This is a genomic window from Trueperella sp. HMSC08B05 (assembly GCF_001808405.1).
GTDB classification, from domain to species: Bacteria; Actinomycetota; Actinomycetes; order Actinomycetales; family Actinomycetaceae; genus Trueperella; species Trueperella bernardiae.
Window position 1 is genome coordinate 44,556 of sequence record NZ_KV793228.1, and the last position, 26,764, is coordinate 71,319.

At 67.5% G+C, this 26,764-nt stretch carries 25 protein-coding genes; 17 read left to right on the forward strand and 8 right to left on the reverse strand.

Annotation, left to right across the window (positions count from 1 at the left end):
- Positions 1-9: 9 nt before the first annotated feature.
- Positions 10-1,602 carry a C40 family peptidase gene (locus HMPREF3167_RS00170; protein WP_148132359.1) on the forward strand — a complete coding sequence of 531 codons (1,593 nt, stop codon included), beginning with the start codon at positions 10-12 and terminating at the stop codon, positions 1,600-1,602.
- A 116-nt stretch (positions 1,603-1,718) separates the two neighbouring features.
- On the opposite strand, the gene HMPREF3167_RS00175 is transcribed toward HMPREF3167_RS00170, so the two are convergent.
- Positions 1,719-2,246 carry an inorganic diphosphatase gene (locus HMPREF3167_RS00175; protein WP_062613290.1) on the reverse strand — a complete coding sequence of 176 codons (528 nt, stop codon included), beginning with the start codon at positions 2,244-2,246 and terminating at the stop codon, positions 1,719-1,721.
- 126 nt (positions 2,247-2,372) lie between these two features.
- Between HMPREF3167_RS00175 and dacB the strand changes: the two genes are divergently transcribed.
- The 9 genes from dacB to HMPREF3167_RS00220 all read left to right on the forward strand — a co-directional run bounded on the left by dacB (position 2,373) and on the right by HMPREF3167_RS00220 (position 11,270).
- Positions 2,373-3,731 (forward strand): D-alanyl-D-alanine carboxypeptidase/D-alanyl-D-alanine endopeptidase, encoded by a 1,359-nt coding sequence (dacB, locus tag HMPREF3167_RS00180; protein WP_070444858.1) that lies wholly within the window; start codon positions 2,373-2,375, stop codon positions 3,729-3,731.
- Between the two features lie 129 nt (positions 3,732-3,860).
- Positions 3,861-4,739 carry a zinc-dependent metalloprotease gene (locus HMPREF3167_RS00185; RefSeq protein ID WP_070444834.1) on the forward strand — a complete coding sequence of 293 codons (879 nt, stop codon included), beginning with the start codon at positions 3,861-3,863 and terminating at the stop codon, positions 4,737-4,739.
- A complete protein-coding gene (gene tilS / locus HMPREF3167_RS00190; RefSeq protein WP_070444835.1) occupies positions 4,739-5,779 on the forward strand; it encodes a tRNA lysidine(34) synthetase TilS in 1,041 nt (346 codons plus the stop codon). The genes HMPREF3167_RS00185 and tilS overlap by 1 nt, the downstream gene beginning before the upstream one ends.
- Positions 5,776-6,333, forward strand: a complete 558-nt coding sequence (gene hpt, locus HMPREF3167_RS00195) for a hypoxanthine phosphoribosyltransferase (RefSeq protein WP_062613298.1) — start codon at positions 5,776-5,778, stop codon at positions 6,331-6,333. Before tilS ends, hpt begins: the two co-directional genes overlap by 4 nt.
- Positions 6,334-8,520: an ATP-dependent zinc metalloprotease FtsH gene (ftsH, locus tag HMPREF3167_RS00200; RefSeq protein ID WP_083280986.1), complete on the forward strand. Its 2,187-nt coding sequence runs from the start codon at positions 6,334-6,336 to the stop codon at positions 8,518-8,520.
- A complete protein-coding gene (gene folE, locus HMPREF3167_RS00205) occupies positions 8,517-9,077 on the forward strand; it encodes a GTP cyclohydrolase I FolE (RefSeq protein ID WP_070444836.1) in 561 nt (186 codons plus the stop codon). Before ftsH ends, folE begins: the two co-directional genes overlap by 4 nt.
- A 2-nt stretch (positions 9,078-9,079) precedes the next feature.
- Positions 9,080-9,853, forward strand: a complete 774-nt coding sequence (folP, locus tag HMPREF3167_RS00210; protein ID WP_062613302.1) for a dihydropteroate synthase — start codon at positions 9,080-9,082, stop codon at positions 9,851-9,853.
- Positions 9,853-10,800: a 2-amino-4-hydroxy-6-hydroxymethyldihydropteridine diphosphokinase gene (gene folK, locus HMPREF3167_RS00215; RefSeq protein WP_062613304.1), complete on the forward strand. Its 948-nt coding sequence runs from the start codon at positions 9,853-9,855 to the stop codon at positions 10,798-10,800. Before folP ends, folK begins: the two co-directional genes overlap by 1 nt.
- Positions 10,797-11,270, forward strand: a complete 474-nt coding sequence (locus HMPREF3167_RS00220) for a DUF3180 domain-containing protein (protein WP_070444839.1) — start codon at positions 10,797-10,799, stop codon at positions 11,268-11,270. Before folK ends, HMPREF3167_RS00220 begins: the two co-directional genes overlap by 4 nt.
- A 145-nt stretch (positions 11,271-11,415) precedes the next feature.
- Here HMPREF3167_RS00220 and HMPREF3167_RS09740 read toward each other — a convergent pair whose 3' ends face one another.
- Positions 11,416-11,553, reverse strand: a complete 138-nt coding sequence (locus HMPREF3167_RS09740) for a hypothetical protein (protein ID WP_168160811.1) — start codon at positions 11,551-11,553, stop codon at positions 11,416-11,418.
- On the opposite strand from HMPREF3167_RS09740, the gene HMPREF3167_RS00225 reads away from it, so the two are divergent.
- Together HMPREF3167_RS00225 and HMPREF3167_RS00230 are read left to right on the forward strand one after the other, a co-directional pair.
- Entirely contained in the window at positions 11,552-12,049 is a 498-nt protein-coding gene (locus tag HMPREF3167_RS00225) for a PH domain-containing protein (protein ID WP_062613307.1), read from the forward strand. The genes HMPREF3167_RS09740 and HMPREF3167_RS00225 overlap by 2 nt on opposite strands.
- Positions 12,046-13,752, forward strand: a complete 1,707-nt coding sequence (locus HMPREF3167_RS00230; RefSeq protein WP_068538630.1) for a PH domain-containing protein — start codon at positions 12,046-12,048, stop codon at positions 13,750-13,752. Before HMPREF3167_RS00225 ends, HMPREF3167_RS00230 begins: the two co-directional genes overlap by 4 nt.
- A gap of 149 nt (positions 13,753-13,901) precedes the next feature.
- Here HMPREF3167_RS00230 and dhaM read toward each other — a convergent pair whose 3' ends face one another.
- The 3 genes from dhaM to dhaK are packed head-to-tail and all read right to left on the reverse strand — an operon-like array spanning position 13,902 to position 17,843.
- Positions 13,902-16,241, reverse strand: a complete 2,340-nt coding sequence (gene dhaM / locus HMPREF3167_RS00235; protein ID WP_070444844.1) for a dihydroxyacetone kinase phosphoryl donor subunit DhaM — start codon at positions 16,239-16,241, stop codon at positions 13,902-13,904.
- Positions 16,234-16,848 carry a dihydroxyacetone kinase subunit DhaL gene (gene dhaL, locus HMPREF3167_RS00240; RefSeq protein WP_068538632.1) on the reverse strand — a complete coding sequence of 205 codons (615 nt, stop codon included), beginning with the start codon at positions 16,846-16,848 and terminating at the stop codon, positions 16,234-16,236. The genes dhaM and dhaL overlap by 8 nt, the downstream gene beginning before the upstream one ends.
- Complete coding sequence (gene dhaK, locus HMPREF3167_RS00245) at positions 16,848-17,843, reverse strand: dihydroxyacetone kinase subunit DhaK (RefSeq protein WP_062613313.1); 996 nt, start codon at positions 17,841-17,843, stop codon at positions 16,848-16,850. The genes dhaL and dhaK overlap by 1 nt, the downstream gene beginning before the upstream one ends.
- Before the next feature lie 294 nt (positions 17,844-18,137).
- Here dhaK and HMPREF3167_RS00250 point away from each other — a divergent pair, with 294 nt between their 5' ends.
- The 5 genes from HMPREF3167_RS00250 to lysS are packed head-to-tail and all read left to right on the forward strand — an operon-like array spanning position 18,138 to position 23,071.
- Positions 18,138-19,178, forward strand: a complete 1,041-nt coding sequence (locus HMPREF3167_RS00250) for a DUF2520 domain-containing protein (RefSeq protein ID WP_246825721.1) — start codon at positions 18,138-18,140, stop codon at positions 19,176-19,178.
- A gap of 10 nt (positions 19,179-19,188) precedes the next feature.
- Positions 19,189-20,028: a pantoate--beta-alanine ligase gene (gene panC / locus HMPREF3167_RS00255; protein WP_101923618.1), complete on the forward strand. Its 840-nt coding sequence runs from the start codon at positions 19,189-19,191 to the stop codon at positions 20,026-20,028.
- Positions 20,025-20,453 (forward strand): aspartate 1-decarboxylase, encoded by a 429-nt coding sequence (gene panD, locus HMPREF3167_RS00260; RefSeq protein WP_276786378.1) that lies wholly within the window; start codon positions 20,025-20,027, stop codon positions 20,451-20,453. Before panC ends, panD begins: the two co-directional genes overlap by 4 nt.
- A gap of 9 nt (positions 20,454-20,462) precedes the next feature.
- Entirely contained in the window at positions 20,463-21,458 is a 996-nt protein-coding gene (locus tag HMPREF3167_RS00265; RefSeq protein ID WP_062613319.1) for an HAD-IIA family hydrolase, read from the forward strand.
- Between the two features lie 56 nt (positions 21,459-21,514).
- The gene (gene lysS / locus HMPREF3167_RS00270) at positions 21,515-23,071 is read left to right on the forward strand and encodes a lysine--tRNA ligase (RefSeq protein ID WP_062613322.1); all 1,557 of its coding nucleotides are present in this window, start codon (positions 21,515-21,517) and stop codon (positions 23,069-23,071) included.
- 70 nt (positions 23,072-23,141) lie between these two features.
- Here lysS and glpK read toward each other — a convergent pair whose 3' ends face one another.
- The 3 genes from glpK to HMPREF3167_RS00285 all read right to left on the reverse strand — a co-directional run bounded on the left by glpK (position 23,142) and on the right by HMPREF3167_RS00285 (position 26,505).
- On the reverse strand, positions 23,142-24,668 hold the full coding sequence (glpK, locus tag HMPREF3167_RS00275; protein WP_062613324.1) for a glycerol kinase GlpK: 1,527 nt from the start codon (positions 24,666-24,668) through the stop codon (positions 23,142-23,144).
- A gap of 177 nt (positions 24,669-24,845) precedes the next feature.
- A complete protein-coding gene (locus HMPREF3167_RS00280; RefSeq protein WP_068538635.1) occupies positions 24,846-25,592 on the reverse strand; it encodes an MIP/aquaporin family protein in 747 nt (248 codons plus the stop codon).
- Positions 25,593-25,848: 256 nt separating this feature from the next.
- Positions 25,849-26,505: a uridine kinase family protein gene (locus HMPREF3167_RS00285; RefSeq protein ID WP_068538636.1), complete on the reverse strand. Its 657-nt coding sequence runs from the start codon at positions 26,503-26,505 to the stop codon at positions 25,849-25,851.
- Positions 26,506-26,764: the final 259 nt, after the last annotated feature.

The window sequence follows — 26,764 nt, forward strand, 5'->3', positions numbered from 1 at the left end:
AGGTGGCTGGTGGCACGTAAGTCACTGGTAATGCTCTCAACCTTCGGGTTGGCATGGTCCTTCGCGCTACCCGCACAGGCAACTCCCATCTCGGGAAACGACATCGAGGATTCGTACGCTGCGCAAGAGCAGACCGCTCGCTCGCTGGCCGATCTCGAACTGGAGTTGACGCGCCTGGCACAGGAGTCGGACGCCGCCACGGCCGCTGCCGCCGAGGCGGAGGCTGCCTCGATCATCGCGCAGTCGGATCTGTCAGACGCGATCTCCGAAGCGATCGCCGCTCAGGAGAAGGCAAACGCTGCGAACGATGACCTGCAGGTCGCGCGTCGTGAACTCGGTTCTGTCTCGCAGGCGATGTACAAGAATCAAGCGGGCGAGGTCACGCAGTCCTACTACCTCTTCGGTGCGGACTCGATGGAGGACGCGAATAAGCGCTCGCAGGTCTTCGGCGCGGTGGCGAACTCGGTTGACTCCAGGGTGCAGCGCTTCCAGGCGCTCGAGGAAGTGGCGCGTGTGCTCCAGGAAGAGGCCGACGCCGCCGCGGAGGCCCAGACCAAGGCCGCGGACGAAGTGACCGCCAAGGCCGACGCCGCGAAGGCCGCCGCCGAATCCCAGAAGCAGATCCTCGCCTCGGCCCAGGCCCAGCGCGATGGCCTGGCCTCGGAGCTAGCCGCACGTCGTGGTACCACGGAGGAGCTGGAGCGCGCACGCCTCGCCCAGCTCGAACAGGAGCGTCAGGGCAAGGCGGAAGCCGCCGCGAACCTCGTGCGCGCCCAGGCCGAGCAGGTCCGCCAGGAGCGCGCCACGTCGGACGCTCAGGCCGCTGTCGACCAGTTGGCCACCAATGCTGCTGCTGCCGACGCCGCCGCGAACGCCGCCGAGAAGGAGGCCCAGCGCCTCGCCGAAGAAGCGAAGAACTCCTCGGGTGCGGGCAAGGCCAACACGGAGAAGGCTGCCAAGGAGGCCGCTGACTTCGCTGCCGCCCAGCGTGCGCAGGCTGATCGCATCGCCGCCCAGAAGGCCGCCGCCGAGCAGGCCCAGAGGATCGCCGCGGAGAAGGAGGCGGCCGCTAAGGCTGCTGCCGAAAAGGCCGCGGCGGAGAGGGCCGCGAAGGAGGCCGCTGACAAGGCGGCACGCGAGAAGGCGGAGAAGGAGGCGGCTGCCAAGGCTGCCGCTGAGAAGGCGGCTAGAGATGCCGCCGCCAAGGCCGAGAAGGAGGCCGCGAACAAGGCCGCCCAGAACGCGCCGACGTCGGGCTCGGGCCAGGCCCTGGTCAACTACGCACGCCAATTCGCCGGTGTCCCGTATGTGTGGGGCGGCGTCTCGCCCACCTCGGGTTGGGACTGCGTGGGCTTCGTGTGGTATGTCCACCAGCGCTTCGGGGTGACCACCCCGCGCCGCACTGGCCAGTCTGTCACCCAGTTCTGGGGCGCCTACCGCCAGGTGCCGGCCTCCCAGGCCCAGCCCGGTGACGTCATGTGGTGGCCCGGCCACGTGGGAATCTACACCGGCAACGGCATGCACATTGCCGCCTGGAACCCGTCGATGGGCACCCAGGAGCGCGCGGTGTGGGGTAACCCGATTTACCTGCGCGTCCGCTAAGAACCATCCCGTCAAGGAACACGCCTAGAAGAGGAGGCCACCCCAGCCGGGGCGGCCTCCTCTTCTAGGCTTTGCGGCTTTCCGGGCTTTGCTTCTTCGCTCAGCCCCGGCGCCTGCTACTTCATGTTGTCGGGGTGGATGTTCGGGTTGTGCTCGTAGTAGCCGGTGTCGATCGCGCGCTGGAAGGAGGCGCGGATCTCCGCCTCGGTTTCTTCGCGGCCCACCCAGTGGGCGCCCTCCACCGACTTGCCGGGCTCCAGGTCCTTGTAGACCTCGAAGAAGTGCTGGATCTCGAGGCGGTGGAATTCGGAGATGTCCTCGAGCTCGGTGCGCCAGGATGCTCGCTGGTCGCCCGTGGGGACGCAGACCACCTTGTCGTCGCCTCCCGCCTCGTCCTTCATGCGGAACATGCCGAGCGCGCGGCAACGGATCACGCAGCCGGGGAAGGTGGGCTCGTCGAGGAGCACGAGCGCGTCGAGCGGATCGCCGTCTTCGCCGAGCGTGCCGTCGATAAAGCCGTAATCGTCAGGGTAGCGAGTGGAGGTGAAGAGCATCCGGTCGAGCCGAATGCGGCCGGTCTTGTGGTCCACCTCGTACTTGTTGCGGTTCCCCTTCGGGATTTCGATGGTGACGTCGAAGTCCATTACTCTCTCCTTCGCTGTTGAACTGACCACCATTCTAGCCCGCGGTTTGAACATTTTTGCGTGTCATTGCGGCTTTCGTGCGCACATGTGTCCACGCGCTGCGCCTGGGTGTGGGAAGATGGCAAGGTGTGGAAGAGAGTTGTTGCGGCGCTCGCGGTGATCTTGGCCTGTACCTACGTTTTCGCTGATGCCTGGGACCTTGCCCCGGGCCCGCTCACCACGAAGCCGGAGCCGGCCCACCCGTTGCCGTATCCGACGTTGGATGCGGTGGTGGCGGAGGCCCCGGAGGTTGAGGAGTCGGATGCGAGCGCGCCATCGGGCGACGCCGTGGCCTCCCTCATCTCGGCTTTGGCAAACGCCGAGTCGAATACGGGCCAGACCTCGGTGATTGTCACGGATCCACGCACGGGCGAGGTGATAGCCTCCTACAATGCGTCGCGTGCGGCCACGCCGGCGTCAAACATGAAGCTGGTGACGGCCCGGGCGGCGCTCGACGTGCTCGGCCCCGAGACCACCCTGCCCACGGTCGCCGCGCTGTCCGGCAACACGCTCTACCTGATCGGCGGGGGCGACGTGCTCCTCACCGACGGCGCGGGCGATCCCACTGTGACCCGTGGCCGGGCGGGCCTGGCGGACCTCGCCGCGAAGGTGGCCGAGGCGCTCACTAGCCGTTCGGACGTGTCCGGGCCGCTCGAGCTCGTCGTCGATTCGAGCCTGTTCGAGGGCCCGCTTCATTACGACGACATCGAGGGCGCCGACCGGGGCTACGTCATGGAGCTGCGCCCGATCGCCGTCGACCGCGGGCGCGTGCAGGGGATGGGCTATCGCCCGAACCCGGACCTGCTGGCCGGCGAGGCGTTCGCCGAACAGTTGCGGGCGGCGGGCGTCGAGGTCGGGGAGGCGAGCCGCGGGAAGGCGCCCGACGGCGCCGCCCTGTTGGCCCGCGTCGAGTCCGCGCCGGTACGTGACCTGGTGGACCTCCTGCTCACCGAGTCGGACAACTCGGTCTCGGAGGTCATGGGGCACCTGGTGGCGATCGCGAAGGGCAAGCCGGCCACGTTCGCCGGATCCTCGCAGGCGATCGCGGAGGTGCTGCGGGCGGCGGGTTACCCGATGGATGGCGTCGTGCTGGCGGATGCCTCGGGGCTGTCGGCGTCAAACAGGGTGACCGCCGAGCTGCTGACCTCGATTTTGCTTGACGTGTGGCGTTGCGAGGAGTGCCCGTTCGCCGCCCTGCCCGCGGGCCTGCCGGTGTCGGCCCTGGATGGCACGCTTCAAGACCGCTTCGCCGGCTCGGACGCGGAAGGGCAGGTCCGGGCCAAGACGGGCACGCTCGTGCAGGCGACCTCCCTGTCCGGCTTCCTGCGCACGGAGGCTGGCTACCCGCTCATCTTCTCCATCCTGCTCGACCAGCTCGAGGAAGGCACCGCGCCCGGCTCGCGCGCGCTCATCGATTCTTTCGTGGCGGACCTCACGAAGTTGTAGCGGGCCCCGTGGCGGGCCGTGTTTCACGACGCCGTCCGCGCTGGTCGCGGGCCCGTGCCCGGGCGTCGTGGGTTTGCGCCTTGAGCGACTTTTCTCGCGAGTGTCGGAGGGGCACATTACCCTTGAGACATGATTGATCACAGCAAGGTTCACCGGGCTGCGCGCGTGCTGTCGGGCGGCGGTCCGGAGGTCAGCCCAGCCAAGGCTCGCGCGCTCGTCACTGACCTGCGCGCGCAGGCGAAGCGCGCCCCGGGTATCGTCGCCTCCGTCACGGGCCTGGCCGAGGCGGCCGAGCACGCGACGGCGGTGGAGGTCAAGGTGGTGGACCGAGCCACGTGGGCGAGTGCGGGCGCGGTGTCGATTGAGAACATGATCCCGGGTCGGGACGTGGTGGGAACGCTCGAGGGTGCGGTGGTGTTCTCGGCCGTGGCCGCAAAGGTGCTCGGCCAGTTCGATCCGTTCTCGGAACCGGAGCGCCTGTACCTGGTGGCGCCGAACGTGGCCGCCTTCCGCATGAACTTCGATCTGGACCGGCGGGATTTGTGCCTGTGGGTGGCCGTCCACGAACTCACGCACGCCACCCAGTTCGCTGCGGCCCCCTGGCTCAAACCTGAGTTGGCGAAGCGGGCCGGGCAACTGATGGACGCCTTCAACTCAAATGCGGGGGTGGAGGAGGCGCTGGCGAACGTCACGGCCGTCATGTCGCTGCTCGAGGGGCACGCCGAATACGTGATGAACAACGTGCCCACCACGCGCATCCCCTCCCGCCAGCGCATCGTGTCTGCCATGGCGGCCCAGCGCGCGGGCAGCAACCCGATCGTGGCGTTCCTCGTGCGCAAGCTGGGCCTGGATAAGAAGACGGCCCAGTACGCGGCGGGGGAGACGTTCGTGAAGTACGTGGTGCGCGAGCGCGGCATGGAGTTTTTCAACAAGGTGTGGCTGGCGCCCGAGCATCTGCCCACGCCCGCGGAGCTGGCCGACCCGGCGGCCTGGATCGAGCGCATGTAATGTCCTTCCCGGCCCCTGCCCTCACCGCCGCCCGCCACGCCATGAGCGAGGCGCTCGCCCCCATCCCCGATGGGGGCTCGGTCCTGCTCGCCGTGTCCGGCGGCTCGGACTCGATGGCGCTGACGAAGGTGGCAATGTGGGCCAGCGCGGGCCGGGTGGAGGTTCTCGCGGCCACGGTGGACCACGGGCTACGCCCCGAATCGGGGCGTGAGGCACTGGCGGTGGAACGGTACCTGAGGGGAGTGGTGGACACCCCGATTGCCACGCGCGTGGAGGTAGCCGCAGCGGGCGGGGACGGGCCGGAGGGCAACGCCCGCGCGGCCCGCTACGCCAGGCTGGCGGAGATCGCACGGGCCGGCGGGGAGCTCAAGGGGTGTGGCCCGCTCACCGTGCTCCTCGGCCACACGGCCGACGACCAGGCCGAGACGGTGCTCATGGGGCTCGGGCGCGGCTCCGGCACCCGCTCGATTGCGGGCATGGCCCGCCGCGGCCACCTGCCAGGCCACCCCGACGTGCCGATGGTCCGCCCCTACCTCCACCTGCGCCGCGGCGAGCTGCGCGCGGTCTGCCGGGTGCTCGACCTGCCGTGGCTGGAGGACCCGTCCAACGATGTGAATGGGCCGTGGCGTTCGGCCGATGGCGGCCCGCTTCGCCGCTCGCAGATCCGCCACAGGGCCATGCCGGCCCTGGAGGAGGTGCTGGGCCACGGCGTCGTCGACTCACTGTGCCGCACGGCGCACATGGCGCGGGAGGACGACGCGGCGCTGTCGAAGATCGCGGAGCGGGTGCGGGCGGACGTAACTGGGCCGGAGGGGATCGACGTGCGAGCGCTGGCACGTGCCCCACGGGCGGTGCGAACCCGGGTCCTACGCGAGGCGGCGGGCGGCGTCGGGCGCCCTGGTGACATTGTTTACTGGCACATTGACGCGCTTGATAGGCTCGTGTGCGGGGCGGACAATAATCGTGAACTCGATCTACCCGGCGCCCATGCCTGCCGGCGAGCCAACCTTTTAACCATCACAAGAGCGGAGAAGTCATGAATCTTGAGGATTGCAAAGATGACGTGGTGAAGATCGTCGTCACAGAGGAGCAGATTAAGGAGCGCCTGGCCGAAATGGGAGCCCAGATCAGCGAGGACTACAAGGATGAGGACTCACTACTGCTCGTGGGCGTGCTGCGCGGGGCCATCATGGTGATGGCTGACCTGTCGCGGCAGATCTCCGTGCCCCTGCACATGGACTGGATGGCGGTCTCCTCCTACGGCGCCTCCACGAAGACGTCGGGTGTGGTGCGCATCCTCAAGGACCTGGACACGGAGCTGGAGGGCCTCAACGTCCTCATCGTCGAAGACATCATTGACTCGGGCCTCACCCTCGACTGGCTGCAGCAAAACCTCGTCACCCGCGGGGCGAAGTCGGTCAAGATCGCCACCCTGCTGCGCAAGCCGGACGCGGCGAAGGTCAAGGTGGACGTGGAATACGTCGGCTTCGACATCCCCAACGAATTCGTGGTCGGCTACGGGCTCGACTACGCCGAGGACTACCGCCACCTTCCCTTTGTGGGTGTCCTCGCTCCCCACGTGTACGGAGGTTAAATGTCTAATCGACAGCGACGCAGCCTGGAGGACTTCAACCGGAGGGGCCGCAAGGCCAAGCAGGGAGGCGATGCGGATGAAGGCCCGCGCTCGAAGCGCGAGCGCAAGGAACAGGAGGAGCGCGAGCGCAAGCAGCGGCGCATCTTCTGGGGGATCATGAGCGCCCTGACCGTGGGTGCCATGCTTATTTTCTTCTTCTTCAACCCCGCCGGCTTCACGCAGGTCAAGACCAGCGAGGGCCGCCAGATCCTGCAGTCGCAGTCGATTGAGCGCATCCAGGTTACCGACGGTAGCCAGATCGTCCAGATCTGGCTCAAGGACGACTACAAGCCCACCGACCTGGAGGGCAAGAAGCAAAAGCCCACGAAGAAGGTCCAGTTCCAGTACACGGACCCGGAGGGCGACGCGGTGCTCGGGCTTGTGCAGAGGGCGAAGTCTGAAAACGGGTACAACTCGATCGTGCCGCAGCAGTCGCTGCTGTTCTCCCTGCTATCCTTTATGCTGCCGATGCTGCTGATCGTGGGTTTGTTCTTCTGGATGATCCCCAAAATGCAGGGGCGGATGAACGAATTTGGCAAGGTCAAACGCGACGGGGTCGAATCGGACCTGCCGGACGTGACGTTTGCCGACGTCGCCGGCGTCGACGAGGCAGTCGAAGAGCTACGCGAGATCAAGGAGTTCATCGAGACTCCGGAGAAGTTTTACAAGATGGGGGCGAAGATCCCGCGCGGCGTGCTGCTCTACGGCCCGCCGGGAACCGGCAAGACGCTGCTGGCGAAGGCCGTGGCAGGCGAGGCCGGCGTGCCCTTCTTCCACATCTCGGCCTCCGAGTTCGTGGAGATGTTCGTGGGCGTGGGTGCCTCCCGAGTGCGTGACCTGTTTACGAAGGCCAAGAAGGTGGCCCCGGCGATCATCTTTGTGGACGAGATCGACGCGGTCGGGCGCAACCGCGGCGCCGGGATCGGCGGCGGCAATGACGAGCGCGAGCAGACTCTGAACCAGCTGCTGGTGGAGATGGACGGCTTTGACGAGCGCACGAACGTCATTGTCATTGCGGCCACCAACCGGCCCGACGTTCTCGACCCGGCGTTGCTGCGCCCCGGCCGCTTCGACCGGCAGATCGGCGTGGACGCGCCGGACCTGCCCGGACGCCAGGAGATCCTCAAGGTCCATGCCGACGGCAAGCCGTTGGAAGAGGGGGTCTCGCTCGAGTCGATCGCCCGCCGCACGCCCGGTTTCTCCGGAGCGGACCTGGCAAACCTGTTGAACGAGGCGGCGCTCCTTGCGGCCCGCCGCGGGCACACGAAGATTGATGAGGACGACATCGACGAGGCGATCGACCGCGTGATCGCTGGACCGCAGCGCCGCACCCGGGTGATGAACCCGAAGGAGAAGCGGATGACCGCCTACCATGAGGCCGGCCACGCCGTGGCCGCCGCGGCGCTCAACCACACCGACCCGGTCACGAAGGTGACGATCCTGCCGCGCGGGCGGGCCCTGGGCTACACGATGGTCATGCCCACCGAGGATCGGTACTCCACCTCTCGCCACGAGCTGCTGGACGAAATGGTCTACGCGATGGGCGGGCGCGCGGCGGAGGAGGTCGTGTTCCACGATCCCACCACGGGCGCCTCGAACGACATCCAGAAGGCCACCTCGGTGGCGCGCAAGATGGTCACCGAATACGGCATGTCGCAGCGGGTGGGGGCCGTGCGCCTCACGGCAGACGACTCCGATCCCATGACTCGGATGGGCGGCGGGCAGGCCCGCGAGCACTCCGATGACCTGGCCCGGATCGTGGACGAGGAAGTGCGCACCTTGCTCGACCGCGCCGCCCAAGAGGCATGGCAGATCATGATGGACAACCGCCACGTGCTCGACCGCCTCACCTCCGTGCTCCTGGAAAAGGAGACCGTGCTCGAGGGCGAACTCAAGGAAATCTTCAAGGACATCGTCAAGGCGCCGGCGCGCCAGCTGTGGCTGTCCTCGCCCGAGCGGCCCGTGTCCGACCTGCCGCCCGTGCCGCTGCCTGAGGCCCCGAAGGCCGACGACGAAGCCGAGGCTGGCGAGGGTTCTCATGCAGGGGCTGGAGACAGTGCCGACGCCGGCCAGGACAAGAACGCCGAGGACAGTGCCGAGGGCGGGCGGCCGTCGTCGGGAAGCGAGCCCGAAGGAGGAATCAAGTGAGCGTGGACGTTGAGCGCGCACAGGCCGCCGTCCGTGAACTTCTCTTTGCGATTGGGGAGGACCCGGACCGCGACGGCCTGATTGACACCCCGGCCCGCGTGGCCCGGTCGTATGCGGAGATCTTTTCCGGCCTGGACGAGGACCCGGGCGAGCACCTGGAGAAAGTGTTCGACGTGGGGCATCAGGAGATGGTGCTCGTGCGGGACATTCCGGTGTATTCGATGTGCGAGCACCACCTGCTGCCGTTCCACGGCGTGGCCCACGTGGGCTACATCCCCGGAGCGGACGGTCGGGTGACCGGCCTGTCGAAGCTGGCCCGGCTGGTCGAGGGCTATGCGCATCGGCCACAGGTCCAAGAGCGGCTCACCACCCAGGTGGCGGAGGCGATCTACGAGCGGTTGGGTGCGACAGGCGTGATCGTCGTCGTGGAGGCGGAGCACCTGTGCATGTCGATGCGCGGGGTGCGTAAACCGGGGTCGCGCACGGTGACGTCGGCGGTGCGGGGCACGATGCACGATCCGGCCACGCGCGCCGAAGCGATGAGCCTAGTGAGGTAGCCATGAACATCATGGGAATTGTGAACGTCACGCCGAACTCGTTCTCGGACGGGGGCCAGTTCCTGGACCCGGGCGCCGCGATCGAGCACGGACGCGAGCTCGTGGCCGCCGGCGCCACGATCCTCGACATCGGCGGGGAGTCCACCCGCCCGGGAGCCGAACCGGTGGCCCCGGAGGACGAGTGGGCGCGGATTGCGGACGTGGTGGCGGAGTTGTCGGGCGAGGTGGCGGTGTCGGTGGACACCTACCACGCCAGCACCGCGCGCCGGGCCGTGGAGGCGGGCGCGGCGATCGTCAACGACGTGACCGGCGGGCAGGGCGATCCGGCCATGTTCGCCACCGTGGCCGAGCTCGGCTGCGACTACGTGCTCCAACACGGGCGGGGCAACGCCCGCACGATGAACGACCTGGCGTCCTACGGCGACGTGGTAGGCGAGGTGCGCTCCGAGCTGCTGGCTTCGCGCGATGGGGCGGTGGCCGCAGGGATCGCGCCGGAGTCAATCATCCTCGACCCGGGCCTTGGCTTTGCGAAGGTGGGCGATCAGGACTGGGAGATCCTGCGCGGGCTCGGCGCCTTCCTAGGCGAGGGGCACCGCGTGCTCGTGGGGCACTCGCGCAAGCGCTTCCTCGTGCCGTTTGCCGTCAACGACGAACGGGACGTGGCAACCGCCGCGATCGCGGCCTTCATCGCGGAGTCGGTGTGGGCGGTGCGCGTGCACAACGTGGCCGCCACGGCTACCGCGATCGGCGTGGCCCGCATGATGAAGGGCCTGTGATGGCCCTGTCGACGATCCGCCTCACCGGCCTGCGAGTCCGCGGCATGCACGGCGTGCTCGACTTCGAGCACGCCGAGGCGCAGGACTTCGTGGTCGACGTGGCGCTACACCTCGACATCTCGCGGGCGATTGCCACCGACGATGTCGCCCACACCATCAACTACGCCGAGGTGGCCGACATGGTGGTAGGCGTGATCGAGGGTGACCACGCGGACCTCATCGAGACCTTGGCCGGCCGCATCGCCGAGCGGGCGCTGGGCTTTGGAGCCGCGGGCGTGGAGGTGACTGTACATAAGCCGCAGGCACCGATCCCGCACGAGTTCACCGACGTGGCCGTCACGCTCGAGCGCTGGGCCCTGGAGGCCGGGTCGGCGGGCGATGGGCTCGCGGCCGGGCTGGCTGTGGCCCCGGGTGCCGGGGCTGCGGCACAAGCCGGCGGCCAGCTGTCGGCGCCGGCGGGCGCGGAGCGGGCCGTGATCGGCGTCGGGTCCAACCTCGATGCGGCCGGGCACGTGCGCGCCGCGATCGAGGAGCTGGGCGAGCTGGGAGTTGTCGTCGCGGCCTCGGGGCTGTATGACACCGCGCCGCGACTGGCGGAGGGCCAGGCCGGGCAGCCGGATTACGTTAACGCCGTGGTGCTGCTAGACACGCACCTATCGCCCCTCGAACTGCTCGACGCCCTGCAGGGGATCGAGGCGGCTCACGGGCGGGTCCGATCCGAGCGCTGGGGTGCGCGCACGCTCGACCTCGACATCGTCACCTATGCGGGCCTCGAACTCGACACCCCGCGCCTAACCCTGCCCCACCCGCGCGCCGCCGAGCGGCGCTTCGTGCTCGAGCCCTGGGCCGCCGTCGACCCGGGCGCGCGCCTCGCCGGCCACCCCGTCGTGAGCCTGCTTGCCGGCGTCGCCGACCAGCGGGTCCAGCCCCTGGGGGAGCCAGCATGAGCGAGAGCCCGAAGCTGCGCCCCACGTCGATCTCGATGTTGGTCGGGGCAGGGTTAGTCGCGGGGATCACGGTTTTTTCGCTGACGTCGGTGTTCATCCGCTCTGGCGCCAGCCCGGTGCCAGTGCCGTTTTGGCTGTTCCTCGCGCCGCTGGCGATCGGCGCGGTGGTGATCAGCCAGGCGTGGCTGGTGCGCCAGTACCGCCGGGGCAAGCGCCCGGTCGATCAGCTGTATGCCGCCCGGATCTGGGTGCTGACCCAGGCCACGTCGCGTGGCGGCACCCTGATGGCTGGCGGCGCGCTTGGCGTCGCGGTGGCCTACTATGCCGGTTCGGCGGCCTTCCTCACCGACAACGCGCACAACGCCCTCCTCGCCGGGATCGCGTCGATCATCATGACCGTGGCGGCGCTCGTTGGCGAGCGCTGGTGCACCTACGACGACCCGAGCCCCGACGCCGCTGCCAGCGCCTAGCCGTTCGCCGTGCTGGGGCCGCGCGCCGTGCTGGGGCCGCGAGCCGCGCCACGGCGTCGTGCGCAGGGCCCGCCCTGTCCAAATGCGGCACTAAACTGACAAATGCGGCACTACATAACGGGAAAGTAGTGTCGCATCTTGCGGTTTAGTACAGCTTCTGCGGGTAGGCCTCACACGGGCAAGCGACGGCAATCCTCCCGACCTCGGCCACGAGCTCGAATCCGCTGAGCCTCAGACGCTCGGTGGACGGGGCCGGCCGCGCGGGCGGTAGAATGTCAGACATGAGACATCCACTTGCCCAGGACACCGTTTTCATCCCCTTGGACCCCGGATACACGAAGGTGCAGGCCATCCGCTGGTCGGTCGCCGTGATCGTGATCGTGGCGGTCGGCGCGATCCCCGGGATTTTGCTCGGGAGTGCGAGCTTCCCGGGCGTGCTGTGGTGGGTCGGCTTTGCGATCTGGGCGGTGGTGTGGCTGATCCAGGTCCCGTTCGCGCTGCGCCGGGCCCGCGCGTTCGGCTACGCCGAGCTGGAGGACGAGCTCCTCATCCGCTCCGGCATCATGTTCCATTCCGTGACCGTGGTGCCTTACGGCCGCATGCAGCAGGTGGAGGTGGGCACGGGTCCGCTGCTGAAGCGCTTTGGGCTGGGGTCGATTGAGCTGGTGACGGCGTCGGCGGGCTCGAATGCCTCCATCCCCGGGGTGGCGATTGAGGAGGCCGAGCGCCTGCGCGAGAAGCTGACCGCGCTGGGCGAGGCGAGGATGGAGGGCCTGTGAGCGACAAGCGTACGCTCGGCGAATCCGTGCCCGAGGGCGCGTGGCGCAAGTTCCACAAGGTGACCCCGCTGGCCAATGGCGGCGTGCTGTGGGTGGCGCTCGCGATTTTCCTGTACAACATCCTGCAGTCGTTGCTTGAAGATGGCGTGGACGAGCTTCGTGACGCCGCCTCCCACATCACCCTCATGTGGATCTTGATCGCGGCTGGGGCCCTGGTTCTGCTCACGATCGTGGTGGTCGTGTGCTCGTGGGTGGTGTGGCGCTTCGCATCCTTCGCCGTGGTCGACTCCGGCATCCACCACCGTTCCGGCGTCCTCATCAAGCGTCACAAGCATATGCGTTGGGATCGCGTGCAGAGCGTGGAGGTGGAGCAGAAGATCTTCGGCCGCATCTTCGGTTTCGGCTCGGTCAAGGTCGAGTCCGCGGGCTCCGACGAGGGCATCACGCTCGGCCTGCTCACCATGGCCGACTGCGCTGCCCTGCGAAAGGAGGTCTTGCAGGGCCTTGCCAACGCCCGCGCCGGCCGCCCGATTGGTCTTGCCAACGAAGCCGTCGCCCCAGCTTCCACCGCCCCCGCGGCGACCCCCGGCTCGGTGCTCGGCGGCCAGCCTGACGCAGGCCAACCCGGCGCCGCGAACCAAACGGGCGCCACCGACCACGCCGCGGGCGCGACGGGCGCTACCGGCGTCGTCGGACCTGATCACGCCGGCCTGCCGGGCCAGCCAGACGCAGGCCAACCCGGGGAGACCGGCCAGCCCGCCGCCACCGGGGCCGCTCCGGCGATCCCCATCTTTGACCCTGACGACACCGAGCTCGACCAGCTCATCTTCGAGATGCCCACCTCCCGCCTCATCGCCTCCCGACTGCTGAGCCCCACGTTCCTGTCGGTGTTGACGGTAACGCTAGCGATGCTGGTGGGCTCGATCTGGCTGGGGGAGACCCTCATGGCGGTGATCTTCCTGGTGGTCGGCTCGGCCTACACGTTCGTCAAATCCTCGCTGGGGCAGTACGGCACGAAGGTATACCTATCGGCGAACGGGTTGCGCGTGCGTGGGGGACTGACCACGCTCACCACCCGCTCCATTCCGCCGGCGCGCCTGCATGCTATCGAGCTACACCGCCCGATGCTGTGGCGTTGGAAGGACTGGTGGGAGGTCACGGCCACCCTGGCCGGCGCCGCCACGCTCGACACCTCCGGCGACACCCCCGGCTCCGAAATTATTATCCCTGCCGGCTCGCGCGAGGAAGCCCTGCGCGTGCTGTGGACCATGCTTCCCGACGCCGGCACCGCCGACGACGCCGGCCTCATCCGCGACGCCCTGGATGGGTCGGGCACGGGCCGCCACTTCCTGTCCTCACCGGATCAAGCCAAGTGGTTCGACCCGATTACGTACAAGTCGCGCGGCGTGTGCCTGACCCCGAAGGTAGCCGTGTTCCGGCGCGGGCGCTTCGGGCGGCGGGTCATGTTCGTGTGGCAGGACCACACGCAGTCGGTGAAGATGAAGCAAGGTCCGATCCAACGCCGTCTGGGCCTGGGTGAGATTGAGCTTGACCTGGTGTCGTTCGCGTCGGCCACGCACAAGAACATGGCGGTGTCCGATGTGGAGCGCATGGTCTGGGTGGAAAACGAGCTCAGCGCGCAGGCGCGGCACGTGGGCGTGAGCGAGTCGATCGACACCTGGCGGGAGCGCGTGGGAGTCTAGCTCAGCCCGTGATTTGAATTTACTGGACGTATTTGGGGCGATCTCCGTATATGAGGAGATCGCCCCAAATACGTCCAAAATGTTTTAATTTGCCCCGGCCCGGCACCCTGGCTGCCCGGCTCGTCACAGTCTCCCGGCTGACTGCCCGGCTACTTGATCGCCCGGATTGCCGCCTTGATCTGGGGCACCAGGCCCGGGCGCACGGAGAGCGAGGCCACCCCGGCGCGCACCAGCTGGGGCACGTGCTCCTCGGAGGAGGCCAGGTCGCCGCAGATGCCGAGGGGGGACTCGAGCTTGCGGGCCGTGTCCGCGATGAGGTCCACCACGAGCGGGATCACCTGGTCGGCCACGGGCGCTACGGCGGAGTTGCCGCGGTCGGTGGCCGCCATGTACTGGATCAGGTCGTTCGTGCCCACCGAGAAGAAGTCCACCTTCTCATCGAATGCGGCAACGTTGAGTAGCGCCGCCGGGGTTTCGAGCATCATGCCGAACTGGGGTAGCTCGTCGGGCCGACCCTCGGCCTCCACGGCCACGTTGAACATCTCGCGTGCCCACACCACTTCGGCAACGGTGGTGACCATGGGGATCATCACCTTGATGTTGGCGTGCTGGGCCACGCGGATCGCGGCGCGGAACTGGTCGACCAGCGCGTCGGGTATGCGCTGCATGAGCCTGATCCCGCGTACGCCCAGGAACGGGTTGTCCTCCGGTTCGGAGTCGAAGAAGGACACGGGCTTGTCGGCCCCCACGTCCCACGTGCGGAGCGTGATCGGCTGTTCGGTGCCGAGCGCTTCGGCGATCTGAGTAAAGACTTCCGCCTGCTCGTCCACCGTGGGCCGGTGATCCCAGTCGGCGAACAGCACCTCGGTGCGTACCAGCCCCGAGCCGTCGGCCCCGTTCTTGGCACCGAGTTCCGCGTCGCTGGCCAGGGCCACGTTCGCGCGCACGTAGATCTGCCGCCCATCGAACATGGCCGGTTCGTGGGCGTGCTCGCGGGCTGCCTTCGCCAGCTTGGCCTGTTCCTTGGAGGCGCGCAGCAGTTCGTGGAGCTGGGCCCGCGTCGGGTCCACGTAGACCATCCCCGAGCGCGGCTCGAGCGCTACCTCCTGGCCCTCCGTGATGTCACGCGCGATCTCTTTGCCCGTGATGACGGGGATGCCCTTCGCGGAGGCGATGAGGGCGCCGTGCCCGGTGGCCGAGCCGGTGGCGGCGAGGATGCCGATCACCGAGCCGGGGTCGATCTCCGAGGCTAGGGCCGGGGTGAGCGAGTCGAGCACCACCACGGGGTCGCGCCCGAAGTCGGCGATCGCGGCGGCCAGCCCGCCGAGCGGCAGGCCGTGGAGCGCCTGGATGAGAAGGTCGCCCAGGGCCTTGACATCCTCTGAGCGTTCGCGCAGGTAGGCGGTGGGCAGGTCGAGGTACTCGGCCACCGTGTCTTGTGTGGCGTTGTGAACCGCGATTTGGGCGGGCTTGCCGGCGTCGATCGCGGTTGTGATGCGCCCAGCGTAGGCCGGGTCGTCGAGGAGTCCCACCTGCAAGGTGAGGATCGGGTCGTCCCCGAGGGACGCGAGGTAGGTGCGCACAGCCTCGCGCGCCTCGGCGTAGGCGTCGGCCTGGTTCTTCGGCTCGGTGCCGAGCTCCGGGCGCGGCTGGGCGTTCCACACGAGCGCGGGCCCCACCGCGATCTCCATGCCGGAGCCGGTCTGCCGCTTGTGTGCGGGGATGGGGGATTCGGGCTTGGCTTCGCCCTTGGCGAGCCACCCGCGCTGGGCGAGTTCCCCGACGGCGTCGAGCGCGGCTTCCGCCTCAGGCCCGGTGGCCTGCACCAGGACCTCGTCGCCTTCGAGCACGCCGAGCGAGATGAGGGACGTCATCGAGCGTGCGACCACCGGCCCCCGCCCGTTGCCGACGTGCGAGACCCGCACCTCCGCGTCAAACGGTGCCACCGCCGCCACGAGTGCGCCAGCCGGCCGAGCGTGCAGGCCCGCCGGGTCGTCCACCACGTAGGTGCGCGAGATCCACTCGCGCGTGTCGGGCCCGTCGTCGTCGACGCCGCCCGCGCCCATAGCGCCACCGGCCGCGTCCGCGTAGGGAATGTCGGCCTCCTTCGCGGCGAGCGCGCCCATGGCCTCGCGTGCCACGTCCTTGCGGCTGGCACCAGCGCCCGCCGCGACGGCGGCCACCACCAGGCCCTCCACCAGGGGAGCGGGCACCACGGTGGTGCGCTCGGCCATGTCCGGGTCAATGAATTCGAGCGCCATCTCCGTGGACATGACCGCCGATCCGAGGTCAACGAGCACGACCACGCCCGCGCCGCCGTCCGCCTCCTCAATCGCGGCGGAGATGAGTTCTGCAGAGGTGCCGAAACCGCCATCGGCGCCGCCGGCGGCCACAATCACCGCGTCCCTGCCCATGTCGAGCGCGAGGTCGCGAGCTGCGGCCGCCAGTGGCGCCGAGTGCGAGACGGCAACGAGGCCGACGTTAGTCACCAAATGCCTCCAGCGCTGCCTCAATGAGCAGGACGGAGGAGGCCGAACCCGGATCCTTCACGCCCTTCGAGCGTTCTCCGAGGTAGGAGGCGCGGCCCTTGTGGGCAATCATCGGGATAGTGGCCTCCGCACCCGTGCGCGCTGCGGCGGCGGCAGCAGCGAGGGCGTCGGCAAGGGAGCCTTCCGCGGAGTCGGCGGCCTCAAGTGCGGGGAACCAGACGTCAAGCATCGTTTTGTCTCCCACCTCGGCCTTGCCCCGCGCCTGCAGGGCCTCGACGCCGGTGCGGAGGGCGGCGAGGAAGCCCTCGCGAGTGAGCTCGCCTTCGGGCAGAGCCCCGCCCATCCGCATGAGTAGCGTGCCGTACAGCGGGCCGGACGCGCCGCCCACCTTCGACACCAGAGCCATGCCCGCCTTCTTCAGGTAGGCGCCGGCCTCTGGGACCGCATCCAGGTCGATCTCCGAGATCGCCTGCACGCCGCGGGCCATGTTGGAGCCATGGTCCGCGTCGCCGATCTGGCGGTCCAGATCGGTCAGGTAGTCCGCCTGCTCATCAATCCTGGTTTTGAATCCGGCCATCCAGGCCGCGAAAGGCTGCAGTTCGGGCATTACTTACCCCACCTCAGTCCGGTGGTCACGACGGGGGCATCCCACAGGCGCAACAGTTCGTCGTCAGCCTTGAGCAGCGACAGGGCGCAGCCGGCCATCTCGAGCGAGGTCACGTAGTCGCCCACGAGCACGCGGGCTACAGTCACGCCGGCGTCTTCCAGCAGCTTCGCCACCTCGCCGTACATGAGGTACAGCTCCGACAGCGGGGTGCCGCCCATGCCGCCGAGCATGGCGATCACGGGCGCGCCAGTGAAGTCCATGTCCGCCAGGATCGGCTCCACCAGCTCCTTGGCCAGCTCGTGTGCCGGCTGGAGCGCGCGGCGCTCGCGGCCCGGCTCGCCGTGGATGCCGATGCCGAGCTCGATCTCATCCTCGCCCAGCTCGAAGGTGGGCTTGCCGGCCGCGGGGACCGTGCAAGAGGTGAGGGCCATGCCGAAGCTGCGCGTGGAATCGGCGACCTTCTGCGCAACGGCGGTGACGGCGTCGAGATCCGCGCCCTCCTCTGCCAGTGCGCCGGCGATCTTCTCCACGAACAGGGTGCCGCCCACGCCGCGGCGGCCCGCGGTGTAGAGGGAGTCTTGGACCGCCACGTCGTCCTCCACGATGACGGCCTTGACCTGGGTGCCCTCCATGTCGGCAGCCATTTCGGCGGCCATCTCGAAGTTCATCACGTCGCCCGTGTAGTTCTTGACGATGTGGAGGACGCCGGCGCCGGAATCAACCTTGGCGGTGGCCTCCATGATCTGATCGGGGACCGGCGATGTGAAGACCTCGCCGCAGCATGCCGCGTCCAGCATGCCTTCACCCACGAAGCCCGAGTGGAGCGGCTCGTGGCCGGATCCACCACCGGAGACGAGGGCGACCTTGCCCTCCTTCTTCGTTGCTCGGTAGACGATGTGACGGGGAATATCGACCTCAAGGTCCGGATGGGCAGCGGCCACCCCAACGAGGGAATCAGTGACCACGTCATTGGGGTTATTGATTATTTTCTTCATGTTGCAATTGTCCCATCGTTACCTGGCCCATGCAATAGAACGGTAATTCTTTGGGGCGTCATTTTCGCAGGTGATTGTGCCTTTTCTGCGAGGCTTTGGTGTTTCACGCTGAGAGCCGAACGCCGACGCCGTGGGCCGGTTTGCGTTCGCTGCTTGGCGGGTCTTTTTCACGACGCCGTGGCGCGGTTCGCGTTGGGCGCGGGGCCTGCGCTGGGGGCACGTGTGCGGACGGAACGATGCGGGCGGACCGGAGGCAGAAAAGAATTGTCGGAGGCGGTGGCTAGGATGGTGGACATGGAGAATTCGACGGGACGCATGGGGATTGGCATCATCTCCGCGGGGCGCGTGGGCGCGGCGCTGGGCAGCGCGCTGCGCGCGGCCGGGCACGGGATCGTGGGCGCGCACGCGCCCTCGCCGCAGTCGCGGGAGCGGCTGGAGGTCATGTTGCCGGGAGTGCCGGCACTCGACGTGCCGGCGATCGTGGAGCGCTCCGAGCTGGTCATTCTGGCACTGCCGGATGAGGAGCTCGAGGGCCTCGTGGCCGGCCTGGCCAAGCTGGGCGCGTGGCAGGCCGGCCAGATCGTGGTGCATACCTCGGCGCGGCGGGGCGTGGAGGTGCTGGCGCCGGCGCAGGCGGCTGGCGCGCTCACGCTGGCGCTGCACCCGGTCATGGAGTTCTCGGGCACGTCGGTGGACGTTGCCCGGCTCCAGGGCGCGCACGTCGTGGTCTCCGCGGCGAACGCGATCCAGCCGATCGGGCTGGCGCTCGCGGCGGAGATGGGCGCGCAGGGCGTGGTGGTGAACTCTGCTGACCGCGCGATCTATGCGGCCGCGCTCGCCCATGCGCGCCAGGGCGTGGAGTTGGCCGCGTCCCAGGCGGGGCGAGTGCTGGCGCAGATCGGTGTGGCGCAGCCGGGTGATCTGCTCGGCGAGTGGGCCCAGGCTGGCCTCGATCGCGGGCTCTTCGCGGGCAACGCGGCGGGTGCGTATGTGAGCTCTGCTGGGGGTGCCAGTGCGGGCATGGGCCCAGCCGTGGGCGTGACGGGAGCGTTGGGCGGGGCGGGCCCGGACGGCGTCGTGGGCGCGAACAGAGCGGGGGCTGGTGTGCCTCGTCCGCCGGCGCCACCCAGTGCGGAGGAAGCCGCGCAGCGCGTGGAGGCGTTGGGGACGTTGGCGGTGGAGTCGCCGGAGTTGGCCGACGTCGCGAAGGCGGACCTGGACCTGTTGGAGCGCCTCGTGGAGCGGGCGTTGATGGCGGGCGTTATCGGCGAAACAGAGGCAAATGAGTTGCATACCATCGTCGGCGCCGCTCGCTGCTCGCATGGGGGAAGATAGAATGGCAGATATGGAAATCTGTAGGACACGCAGCGAGTTGGCGAGCGCCCTGGCGAAGGCCGATGGCACCCGCGCGCTTGTCATGACCATGGGGGCCCTGCACGACGGGCACGCCCAGCTGCTGAAGGCGGCGCGCGCCGCGGCGCAGACCGTGGTGGCGTCGGTGTACGTTAACCCGCTCCAATTCGGCCCGAATGAGGACTACGCCGCCTATCCGCGCACCGAGGCTGCGGATCTGGCGTTGCTTGAGCGCGAGGGCGTGGATGTGGCCTTCCTGCCCACGAATGATGAGATGTACCCGCGCGAACCGCTCGTGCGGATTGACCCGGGGCCGATGGCCCGCGTGCTCGAGGGCGCCACCCGGCCCGGGCACTTCGCCGGCGTGCTCCAGGTGGTCCACAAGGTGTTCAACCTGGTCCGCCCGGACATGACGTTCTTCGGGCAGAAGGACGCCCAGCAGCTTGCACTCGTGCGCACGATGGTGGATGACCTGGACATGAGCATTGACGTGCGGGCGGTGCCGATCAAGCGCGATGAGTCGGGCCTGGCGCTGTCCTCGCGCAATTCTTACCTTTCCGATGCCGAGCGCGCCCAGGCCCTCGCCCTGTCCACGGCCCTGCGCCGCGGGGTGGAGCTCGCGGAGTCGGGGGCGAGCGCGGGGGAGGTGCGGGACTCGGTGCGCGCGCAACTGCACGCGGCCGACGGCGTGCGCCTCGACTACCTCCACTTGGTTGACCCGGCCACCTTCGCCTTCCTTGACGATCACGCGCACGGCCCCGGCCTGCTCGTCACCGCCGCGTACGTGGGCCCCACCCGCCTCATCGACAACATGGAGGTGGAGCTTCGATGATGCTGCGAACGATGCTCACCGGCAAGATCCACCGGGCCACCGTCACTGGGGCGGATCTGCACTACGTGGGCTCCATTACTGTGGACCTCGATCTGCTCGAGGCCGCGGATATCCTGCCGGGCCAGCAGGTCGACGTCGTGGACGTGACCAACGGAGCCCGGCTCACCACTTACGTCATCCCAGGTGCACGTGGCGCGGGCGAGGTCAAGCTCAACGGCGCGGCGGCCCACCTGGTCGACGTGGGGGACCTGGTCATCATCATGTGCTACAGCCAGATGGGCGATGACTCGGCCCGCACGTACGAACCGAAGGTCATCTACGTCGATCGCCAGAATCGTATCCACGGTGCGGGCAGCGACCCGGGCCAGGTGCCCGATGGGCACGGCCTCACCGCGTCGGGCATCCCCTTCGACCACGCACGATAGGAGAAGAACATGCGTTTTCCGAAGATCCCCAAGATCCATCCCAAGGCGCTCGTCCCTGACGTGGACAGGCTGCGTGGCATGGTATCCAAGTCCGAATCGGAATCCACGGAAGCCGTGACCTCGGCCTCCGAATTCTCCAGCGATGAGGAGATCTCCTCGCGGATCACCAACCTTGACGTCATGGTCGAGGAATCCCCTGGGCGCGTGTTCGACGCCTACCTCATCAACATTGACGCGGGCCTGTATGCGGGCACGAACCTCATGCCGAAGCTGAAGATGGTGATCGACGCGCTCGACCACCTCAACCGGCCGTTCCGCTTCATGTCTTGGCTGTCGGACGTGACGCCGGCCCAGCTCGTGGAGATGATGAGCGACGAGGGAATTGAGATCACGGCCGATGAGGTCATCACCCCGGCCACCCTCGCCTCGCGCTACCTCAAGAACTCCTACCCGGGCGCGAAGGTGTTCGTGGCAGGCGGTACACGCTTCCGCGACGAGCTTGCGGCGAACGGGATCGAGGTCACGGACAAGGCGGCGGAGACCAACTTGGTGATCGTGGGCTTCACCTCCGATTTCGACATGAAGATGTTCTCCACCGCCTACCACGCGATCGCGGACAACGGGGCGGACCTCATCAGTACGTCGCTGCGGCGGGTGCGCCGCATGCCCGACGGCTCGCGCGAGCCGGGCACGTTGCCGATCATCACTGCACTCGAGACAGCCACGCGTAAACGCCTGACCAAGAACCTCGGTAGCCCCGAGACCGACCTGCTCGAGATGATCTTCGATGACATTCAGGTCCGCCCGGAGGACTCGCTGTTCGTCACCGACTCCCTCGGCGCCGACATCCGCATGGCCAAGCGCTACGGCGTGCCCACCGCGCTCGTGCTGACCGGCAGCGCCACGGCGGACCAGGCGCGCGATCTCAAGCGCAAGGACCAGCCGAACTACGCGCTGACCACGATTGCGGACATCCTCCCGCGCTATATCAAGGACCAGCTCTAAGAGCGCCCAGCCACAGGGCCCCGCCTCAGGGGCCTCGCGAGAAGAAAAGGACACCCATGCAGCAAAACTACGACGACACCTCCGACCAGCTCGCCGTCCGCAAGGAAAAGCGGGCCCGCCTGCTCGCCGCCGGCCGTGACCCGTACCCGCCCCACCTCGAGATCACGCACACCATCGCGGACGTGCGCGCGAAGTATGCGGTGGAGCGCGAGGGGGAAAAGGTGAGCGCTGACGTCGTGCTCCAGCCCGGCGATGAGCTGACCGAGGAGCGCGTGGAGCTCGCCGGGCGCGTCATGCTGTTCCGCCCGTCAGGCAAGATCGCCTTCAGCCAGCTACAGGCGGGTGACGGCGAGCGCATCCAGGTGATCTTCTCGCTGGCGAACGTAGGCAAGGAGGCGCTGGACGCGCTGAAGGCCGACGTGGACCTGGGCGACTTCGTGTGGGTGGACGGCTATGTGGGCGCCTCCAAGCGCGGCGAGCTGTCGATCTTCGCCACGTCCTGGCAGCTGGCCTCCAAGGCGATCCGCCCGCTGCCGAAGATGTTCACGGCGGAGGACGGCACCGAGATGGCGCTCGGCGAGGAGACCCGCGTGCGTAACCGCCACCTCGACCTCATCACGCGTGACGCCGCGCGCAGGATCGTGCGCCTGCGCGCGGGCATGATGAAGTCCATCCGCAAGACGTTCGACGACCGCGGCTACATCGAGGTGGAAACTCCGATCCTGCAGCCGCTCCACGGCGGCGCCGCGGCCCGCCCGTTCGAGACCCACATCAACGCCTACGATCAGGACCTCTACCTGCGCATCGCCACCGAGCTGTACCTGAAGAAGGCCGTGGTGGGCGGCATCGAGCGCGTGTTTGAGATCGGGAAGAATTTCCGTAACGAGGGCGCGGATTCCACGCACTCGCCGGAGTTCTCCGCGATGGAGGCCTACCAGTCCTTCGCCACGTATGAGGAGATGGCGGTCCTCACCCGCGATCTCATCCAGAACGCGGCACGTGACCTGTTCGGCACCACCACTGTGACCCTCGCCGACGGCACTGAGTACGACCTGGGTGGCGAGTGGGCGCGCCTCGACCTCTACACCTCGCTGTCCGAGGCCGTGGGGGAGGAAGTGACGGTAGAGACCCCACGCGAACACCTGGTGGAGATCGCGGACAAGTTCGACATCGCGGTCAAGGAATACGCCGTGGCCGGCAAGATCGCCGAGGACATCTGGGAGGAGCTGGTTGGTTCTAAGCTGTGGGAGCCCACCTTCGTCTTCGATTTCCCGGAGGACACCTCGCCGCTCACCCGCAACCACCGCTCCAAGCCGGGGCTGACCGAGAAGTGGGATCTGTACGTGCGGGGCGTGGAGATCGCCACCGCCTACACTGAGCTGGCTGACCCGGTGATTCAGCGGGAGCGCCTCACCCAGCAGTCGCTCGAGGCCGCAGCGGGTGACCCGGAAGCCATGCAGCTGGACGAGTCCTTCATCGAGGCGATGGAGCAGGGCTTCCCGCCGTCGGGCGGCATGGGCATGGGCATCGACCGCATGCTCATGGTGCTCACCGGCCTGGGCATCCGCGAGACGATCCTGTTCCCGTTCGTCAAGCCGACCGCGCGCGCATAGTTCTTGCCGCAAACGTGAAGGTGGGCGGATCCGATTGGATCCGCCCACCTGCTACGCTGTGGCCTGGTGCTTACTCAGCACGCACGTCGTCGTCGACCCAGTCAAACGTACGGGTGACGGCCTTCTTCCACAGGCGCATCTGGCGAGCACGCTCGTCGGCGTCCATCTTGGGCGACCAACGCTTGTCCTCCTGCCAGTTGGCGATGACGTCCTGCTCGCCGGCCCAGAAGCCAACCGCGATACCGGCCGCGTAGGCGGCACCGAGGGCGGTGGTCTCAGCGACGACCGGCTTGACGACCTCCACACCGAGGATGTCAGCCTGGAACTGCATGAGTGCATCGTTCGCGGTCATGCCGCCGTCAACACGAAGCTCGCCGAGCTCAACGCCCGAATCGGCGTTCATGGCCTCGAGAACTTCGGCCGTCTGGAACGCGGTGGCCTCGAGGACCGCGCGAGCCAGGTGGCCCTTGTTGTTGTAGCGGGTCAGGCCGACGATCGCGCCTCGGGCATCGTCCTTCCAGTACGGGGCGAACAGGCCGGAGAACGCCGGGACGATGTAGACGCCGCCGTTGTCCTCAACCGTTTCAGCAAGGGTCTCGATCTCCGGGGCGGAGGTGATGATGCCGAGCTGGTCGCGCAGCCACTGCACGAGCGAGCCCGTCACAGCGATCGAACCCTCGAGCGCGTAGACCGGAGCCTGATCGCCGATCTTGTAGCACACCGTGGTCAGCAGGCCGTTCTTCGAGGTGATCGCCTCGTTGCCCGTGTTGATGAGCATGAAGCAGCCGGTGCCGTAGGTGTTCTTCGCCATGCCCTTCTCGAAGCAGGCCTGGCCGAAGGTGGCCGCCTGCTGGTCGCCAAGGTCGCCAGCGATCGGGGTGTCGATGATGAGGGAGTTCTTCGAGCCGTAGCCGTAGACCTCGGAGGAGGACTTGATCTCCGGGAGCATCGACATCGGGATGCCCATGTCCGCGCAGATGTCCTCGCGCCAACGCAGCTCACGCACGTCCATGAGCATGGTGCGCGACGCGTTGGTCACGTCGGTGACGTGGACACCGCCGTTGGGGCCACCGGTGAGGTTCCAGATCACCCAGGTGTCGGTGTTGCCGAAGAGGAGGTCGCCCGCCTCGGCCTTCTCGCGTGCCCCCTCAACATTGTCAAGGATCCACTTGACCTTCGGGCCAGAGAAGTAGGTGGCAAGGCCAAGGCCACAGATTTCCTTGTACTTGTCCGGGCCCTCGTCACCAGCAAGCTCGCGAACAATCTTGTCAGTACGGGTGTCCTGCCACACGATAGCGTTGTACACCGGCTCGCCCGTGTTCTTATCCCACACGACGGCCGTCTCGCGCTGGTTGGTCACACCAACAGCCGCGATCTCATGGCGGTTGATGTTGGCCTTGGCCAGAGCCTGGCCAATGACCTCGCGAACGTTGTCACGAATCTCAATCGGGTTGTGCTCAACCCAACCGGCCTTGGGCAGAATCTGCTCGTGCTCCATCTGACCCACGGAAACGATGGTTCCGGAGTGGTCGAAGATAATCGCACGGGACGAGGTGGTGCCCTGGTCGATTGCCATTACGTATTTCTTCTCAGTCATTGAGTTCCCTTCGTCGTTGAACGGTTACTTGAAATAATAGCGATGGAATGGGGCGCTGATCACAGTTTTCACAAATGGCCAACGCCGAGAATCTGGTTGAGAAATATTTCTTCGCCCGGATGGGCGGCGCCGCCCGACCGGCGCCCACAAGGCGCGCGAACCGGGCGGCGTCGTACCTTACATACCGAGGACGTTGAGTGCGTTTGCGCCGAAGATGAGGCCGGCGAGCACGCCACCGATGGTCGGGCCGACGATCGGCACCCAGGAGTAACCCCAGTCGTTGCCACCCTTGCCCTTGATCGGGAGCACGGCGTGTGCGACGCGCGGGCCGAGGTCACGGGCCGGGTTGATGGCGTAGCCGGTGGGGCCACCGAGGGAGGCGCCGATGGCGACGATCACGAGGGCCACGGCGAGCGGGCCGACCGCCGTCGGGCTGCCACCGTTGAAGAGAACCCAGGCGACGAGCACGAAGGTAGCGATGGCCTCAGTGATGGTGTTCCACAGCGGGTTGCGGATCTCCGGGCCGGTGGCGAAGGTGCCGAGCACCTCGGCCTGGTTGTCGTGCTCATCGTAGTGCTGCTTGTATGCCAGCCACGCGATCACGGCACCGACGAAGGCACCGAGGAATTGGGCGACGATGTAGATCATCGTGTTCGAGAAGTTCACGGCGACGCCGGGAACGTACTCCTCCGCGCCCGAGGCGAGGACGCCCAGGGTCACGGCCGGGTTCAGGTGACCGCCGGTCTTGTATGCGGCGTAAACACCGATGAACACAGCAAGACCCCACCCGAAGTTAATCATCAGCCAGCCGGTGCCCCGGCCCTTATTCTTCGTCAGGAGGTTGTTGGCGACCACACCAACACCAAGGATAATGAGCAATGTTGTTCCGATGAACTCGGATACAAAGATTTCTCCAAGCGACATATTTGCCTCTTTCAGTTGTGCGACTATCTCCGGCGACCTTGCCGGACGGCCCAAAAAATACTCGGAAGCCTGTCCCTATTCTTGCTCTTTTGTGCGTCAAAGCGTTCATGACAGTTTGAATTGAAAATATTTGCACAGGATCCAGAACGGCCTTGGGAAAATGTGCACATGTGCGCTTTGTGTGGTGGGGCCAGGAAAAGGCAAACGAAAGATGGGGCAATGCCCAAACGCCCTAAGTGGGCGGCGTGTTCCTGTGCTACTCGGTCCAGCGGAGGGCGGCGAGCATCTGCGTGAGGGTTTCCTGGGCCTCGGTGTAGGACACGGGCCGTGCGCCCTTCGCCTCGACCTCGCGGTACATCGCCGGCTCGGCCAGGAAGTGGGCGACGCCACGGCGCAGCAGGTTGGGTAGCGGCTTGCGGGCCTCGTCCAGGTCGCGCATGAGGCGGAACCAGAAGGTTTGCAGGCGCGGGCGCTTGATGCACAGGGCGTCGGCGAGGATGCCCTCACGCTTGAGATCGTCAATGATTTCGGGGGCAAAGATCCCCTCTGCTAGCACGTAGCGGCGGCCCTCCATATCGAGGTTGCGCTCGCCCACGCGCGTGGAGGTGGGGATGTCGTAGACCGGCACCGTGGTCGAACCAGTGGTGCACAGGTCCACCAGCGCGTCCACCGCGCCCTGGCGGTCCCACGTGGACGGCGAATCCCAGTCAACCATCCCGTGGCGCATAGGCATCCCCGGCCGGTTCCCGTCATAGTAAAAGTCGTCGAGTGAGACCACCGGCAGGCCCGTGCGTGTGGTGAAACGCGTCTTGCCGCTGCCCGATGCGCCCATCACCAAGATGACGCGCGCATTCGGCTGGCGCGCGGATTCGGGCAGGTCAAACAGGCCATCATTCGACAGGGGAGTGGACATGGGCCCAGTCTAACGCGCTCGGCGCCGCCGCCCCGCCAGGGAGGGGCGTTGCCCGCCTCACCCGCCGGGCCGGGCGGGTGAGGCGGGGGTGGGAAGTCGCGCTGCCCGTCAAAGATCAGGACTTTGAGTGCGAAAAGCCCGGTTTTGGCGACGAAAACTTCCAGGGTCCTGATATTCGACGTGGGCTCAGGCCGGGCTCAGCCCGCGAAGGGAGTGACCGGCACGCCGGGGACCTCGGCGCGGGCGCGGAAAATCGCGC

Excerpts from the sequence above, each read along its gene's own strand:
- HMPREF3167_RS00185 (WP_070444834.1), top strand. The coding sequence starts at position 3,861 with ATGATTGATCACAGCAAGGTTCACCGGGCTGCGCGCGTGCTGTCGGGC.
- HMPREF3167_RS00175 (WP_062613290.1), bottom strand. The coding sequence starts at position 2,246 with ATGGACTTCGACGTCACCATCGAAATCCCGAAGGGGAACCGCAACAAG.
- folK (WP_062613304.1), top strand. The coding sequence starts at position 9,853 with ATGGCCCTGTCGACGATCCGCCTCACCGGCCTGCGAGTCCGCGGCATG.
- folP (WP_062613302.1), top strand. The coding sequence starts at position 9,080 with ATGAACATCATGGGAATTGTGAACGTCACGCCGAACTCGTTCTCGGAC.
- glpK (WP_062613324.1), bottom strand. The coding sequence starts at position 24,668 with ATGACTGAGAAGAAATACGTAATGGCAATCGACCAGGGCACCACCTCG.
- HMPREF3167_RS00220 (WP_070444839.1), top strand. The coding sequence starts at position 10,797 with ATGAGCGAGAGCCCGAAGCTGCGCCCCACGTCGATCTCGATGTTGGTC.
- ftsH (WP_083280986.1), top strand. The coding sequence starts at position 6,334 with ATGTCTAATCGACAGCGACGCAGCCTGGAGGACTTCAACCGGAGGGGC.
- HMPREF3167_RS00280 (WP_068538635.1), bottom strand. The coding sequence starts at position 25,592 with ATGTCGCTTGGAGAAATCTTTGTATCCGAGTTCATCGGAACAACATTG.
- lysS (WP_062613322.1), top strand. The coding sequence starts at position 21,515 with ATGCAGCAAAACTACGACGACACCTCCGACCAGCTCGCCGTCCGCAAG.
- HMPREF3167_RS00225 (WP_062613307.1), top strand. The coding sequence starts at position 11,552 with ATGAGACATCCACTTGCCCAGGACACCGTTTTCATCCCCTTGGACCCC.
- hpt (WP_062613298.1), top strand. The coding sequence starts at position 5,776 with ATGAATCTTGAGGATTGCAAAGATGACGTGGTGAAGATCGTCGTCACA.
- panC (WP_101923618.1), top strand. The coding sequence starts at position 19,189 with ATGGAAATCTGTAGGACACGCAGCGAGTTGGCGAGCGCCCTGGCGAAG.
- HMPREF3167_RS09740 (WP_168160811.1), bottom strand. The coding sequence starts at position 11,553 with ATGTCTGACATTCTACCGCCCGCGCGGCCGGCCCCGTCCACCGAGCGT.
- dhaK (WP_062613313.1), bottom strand. The coding sequence starts at position 17,843 with ATGAAGAAAATAATCAATAACCCCAATGACGTGGTCACTGATTCCCTC.
- HMPREF3167_RS00250 (WP_246825721.1), top strand. The coding sequence starts at position 18,138 with ATGGAGAATTCGACGGGACGCATGGGGATTGGCATCATCTCCGCGGGG.
- HMPREF3167_RS00265 (WP_062613319.1), top strand. The coding sequence starts at position 20,463 with ATGCGTTTTCCGAAGATCCCCAAGATCCATCCCAAGGCGCTCGTCCCT.
- panD (WP_276786378.1), top strand. The coding sequence starts at position 20,025 with ATGATGCTGCGAACGATGCTCACCGGCAAGATCCACCGGGCCACCGTC.
- HMPREF3167_RS00285 (WP_068538636.1), bottom strand. The coding sequence starts at position 26,505 with ATGTCCACTCCCCTGTCGAATGATGGCCTGTTTGACCTGCCCGAATCC.
- tilS (WP_070444835.1), top strand. The coding sequence starts at position 4,739 with ATGTCCTTCCCGGCCCCTGCCCTCACCGCCGCCCGCCACGCCATGAGC.
- dhaL (WP_068538632.1), bottom strand. The coding sequence starts at position 16,848 with ATGCCCGAACTGCAGCCTTTCGCGGCCTGGATGGCCGGATTCAAAACC.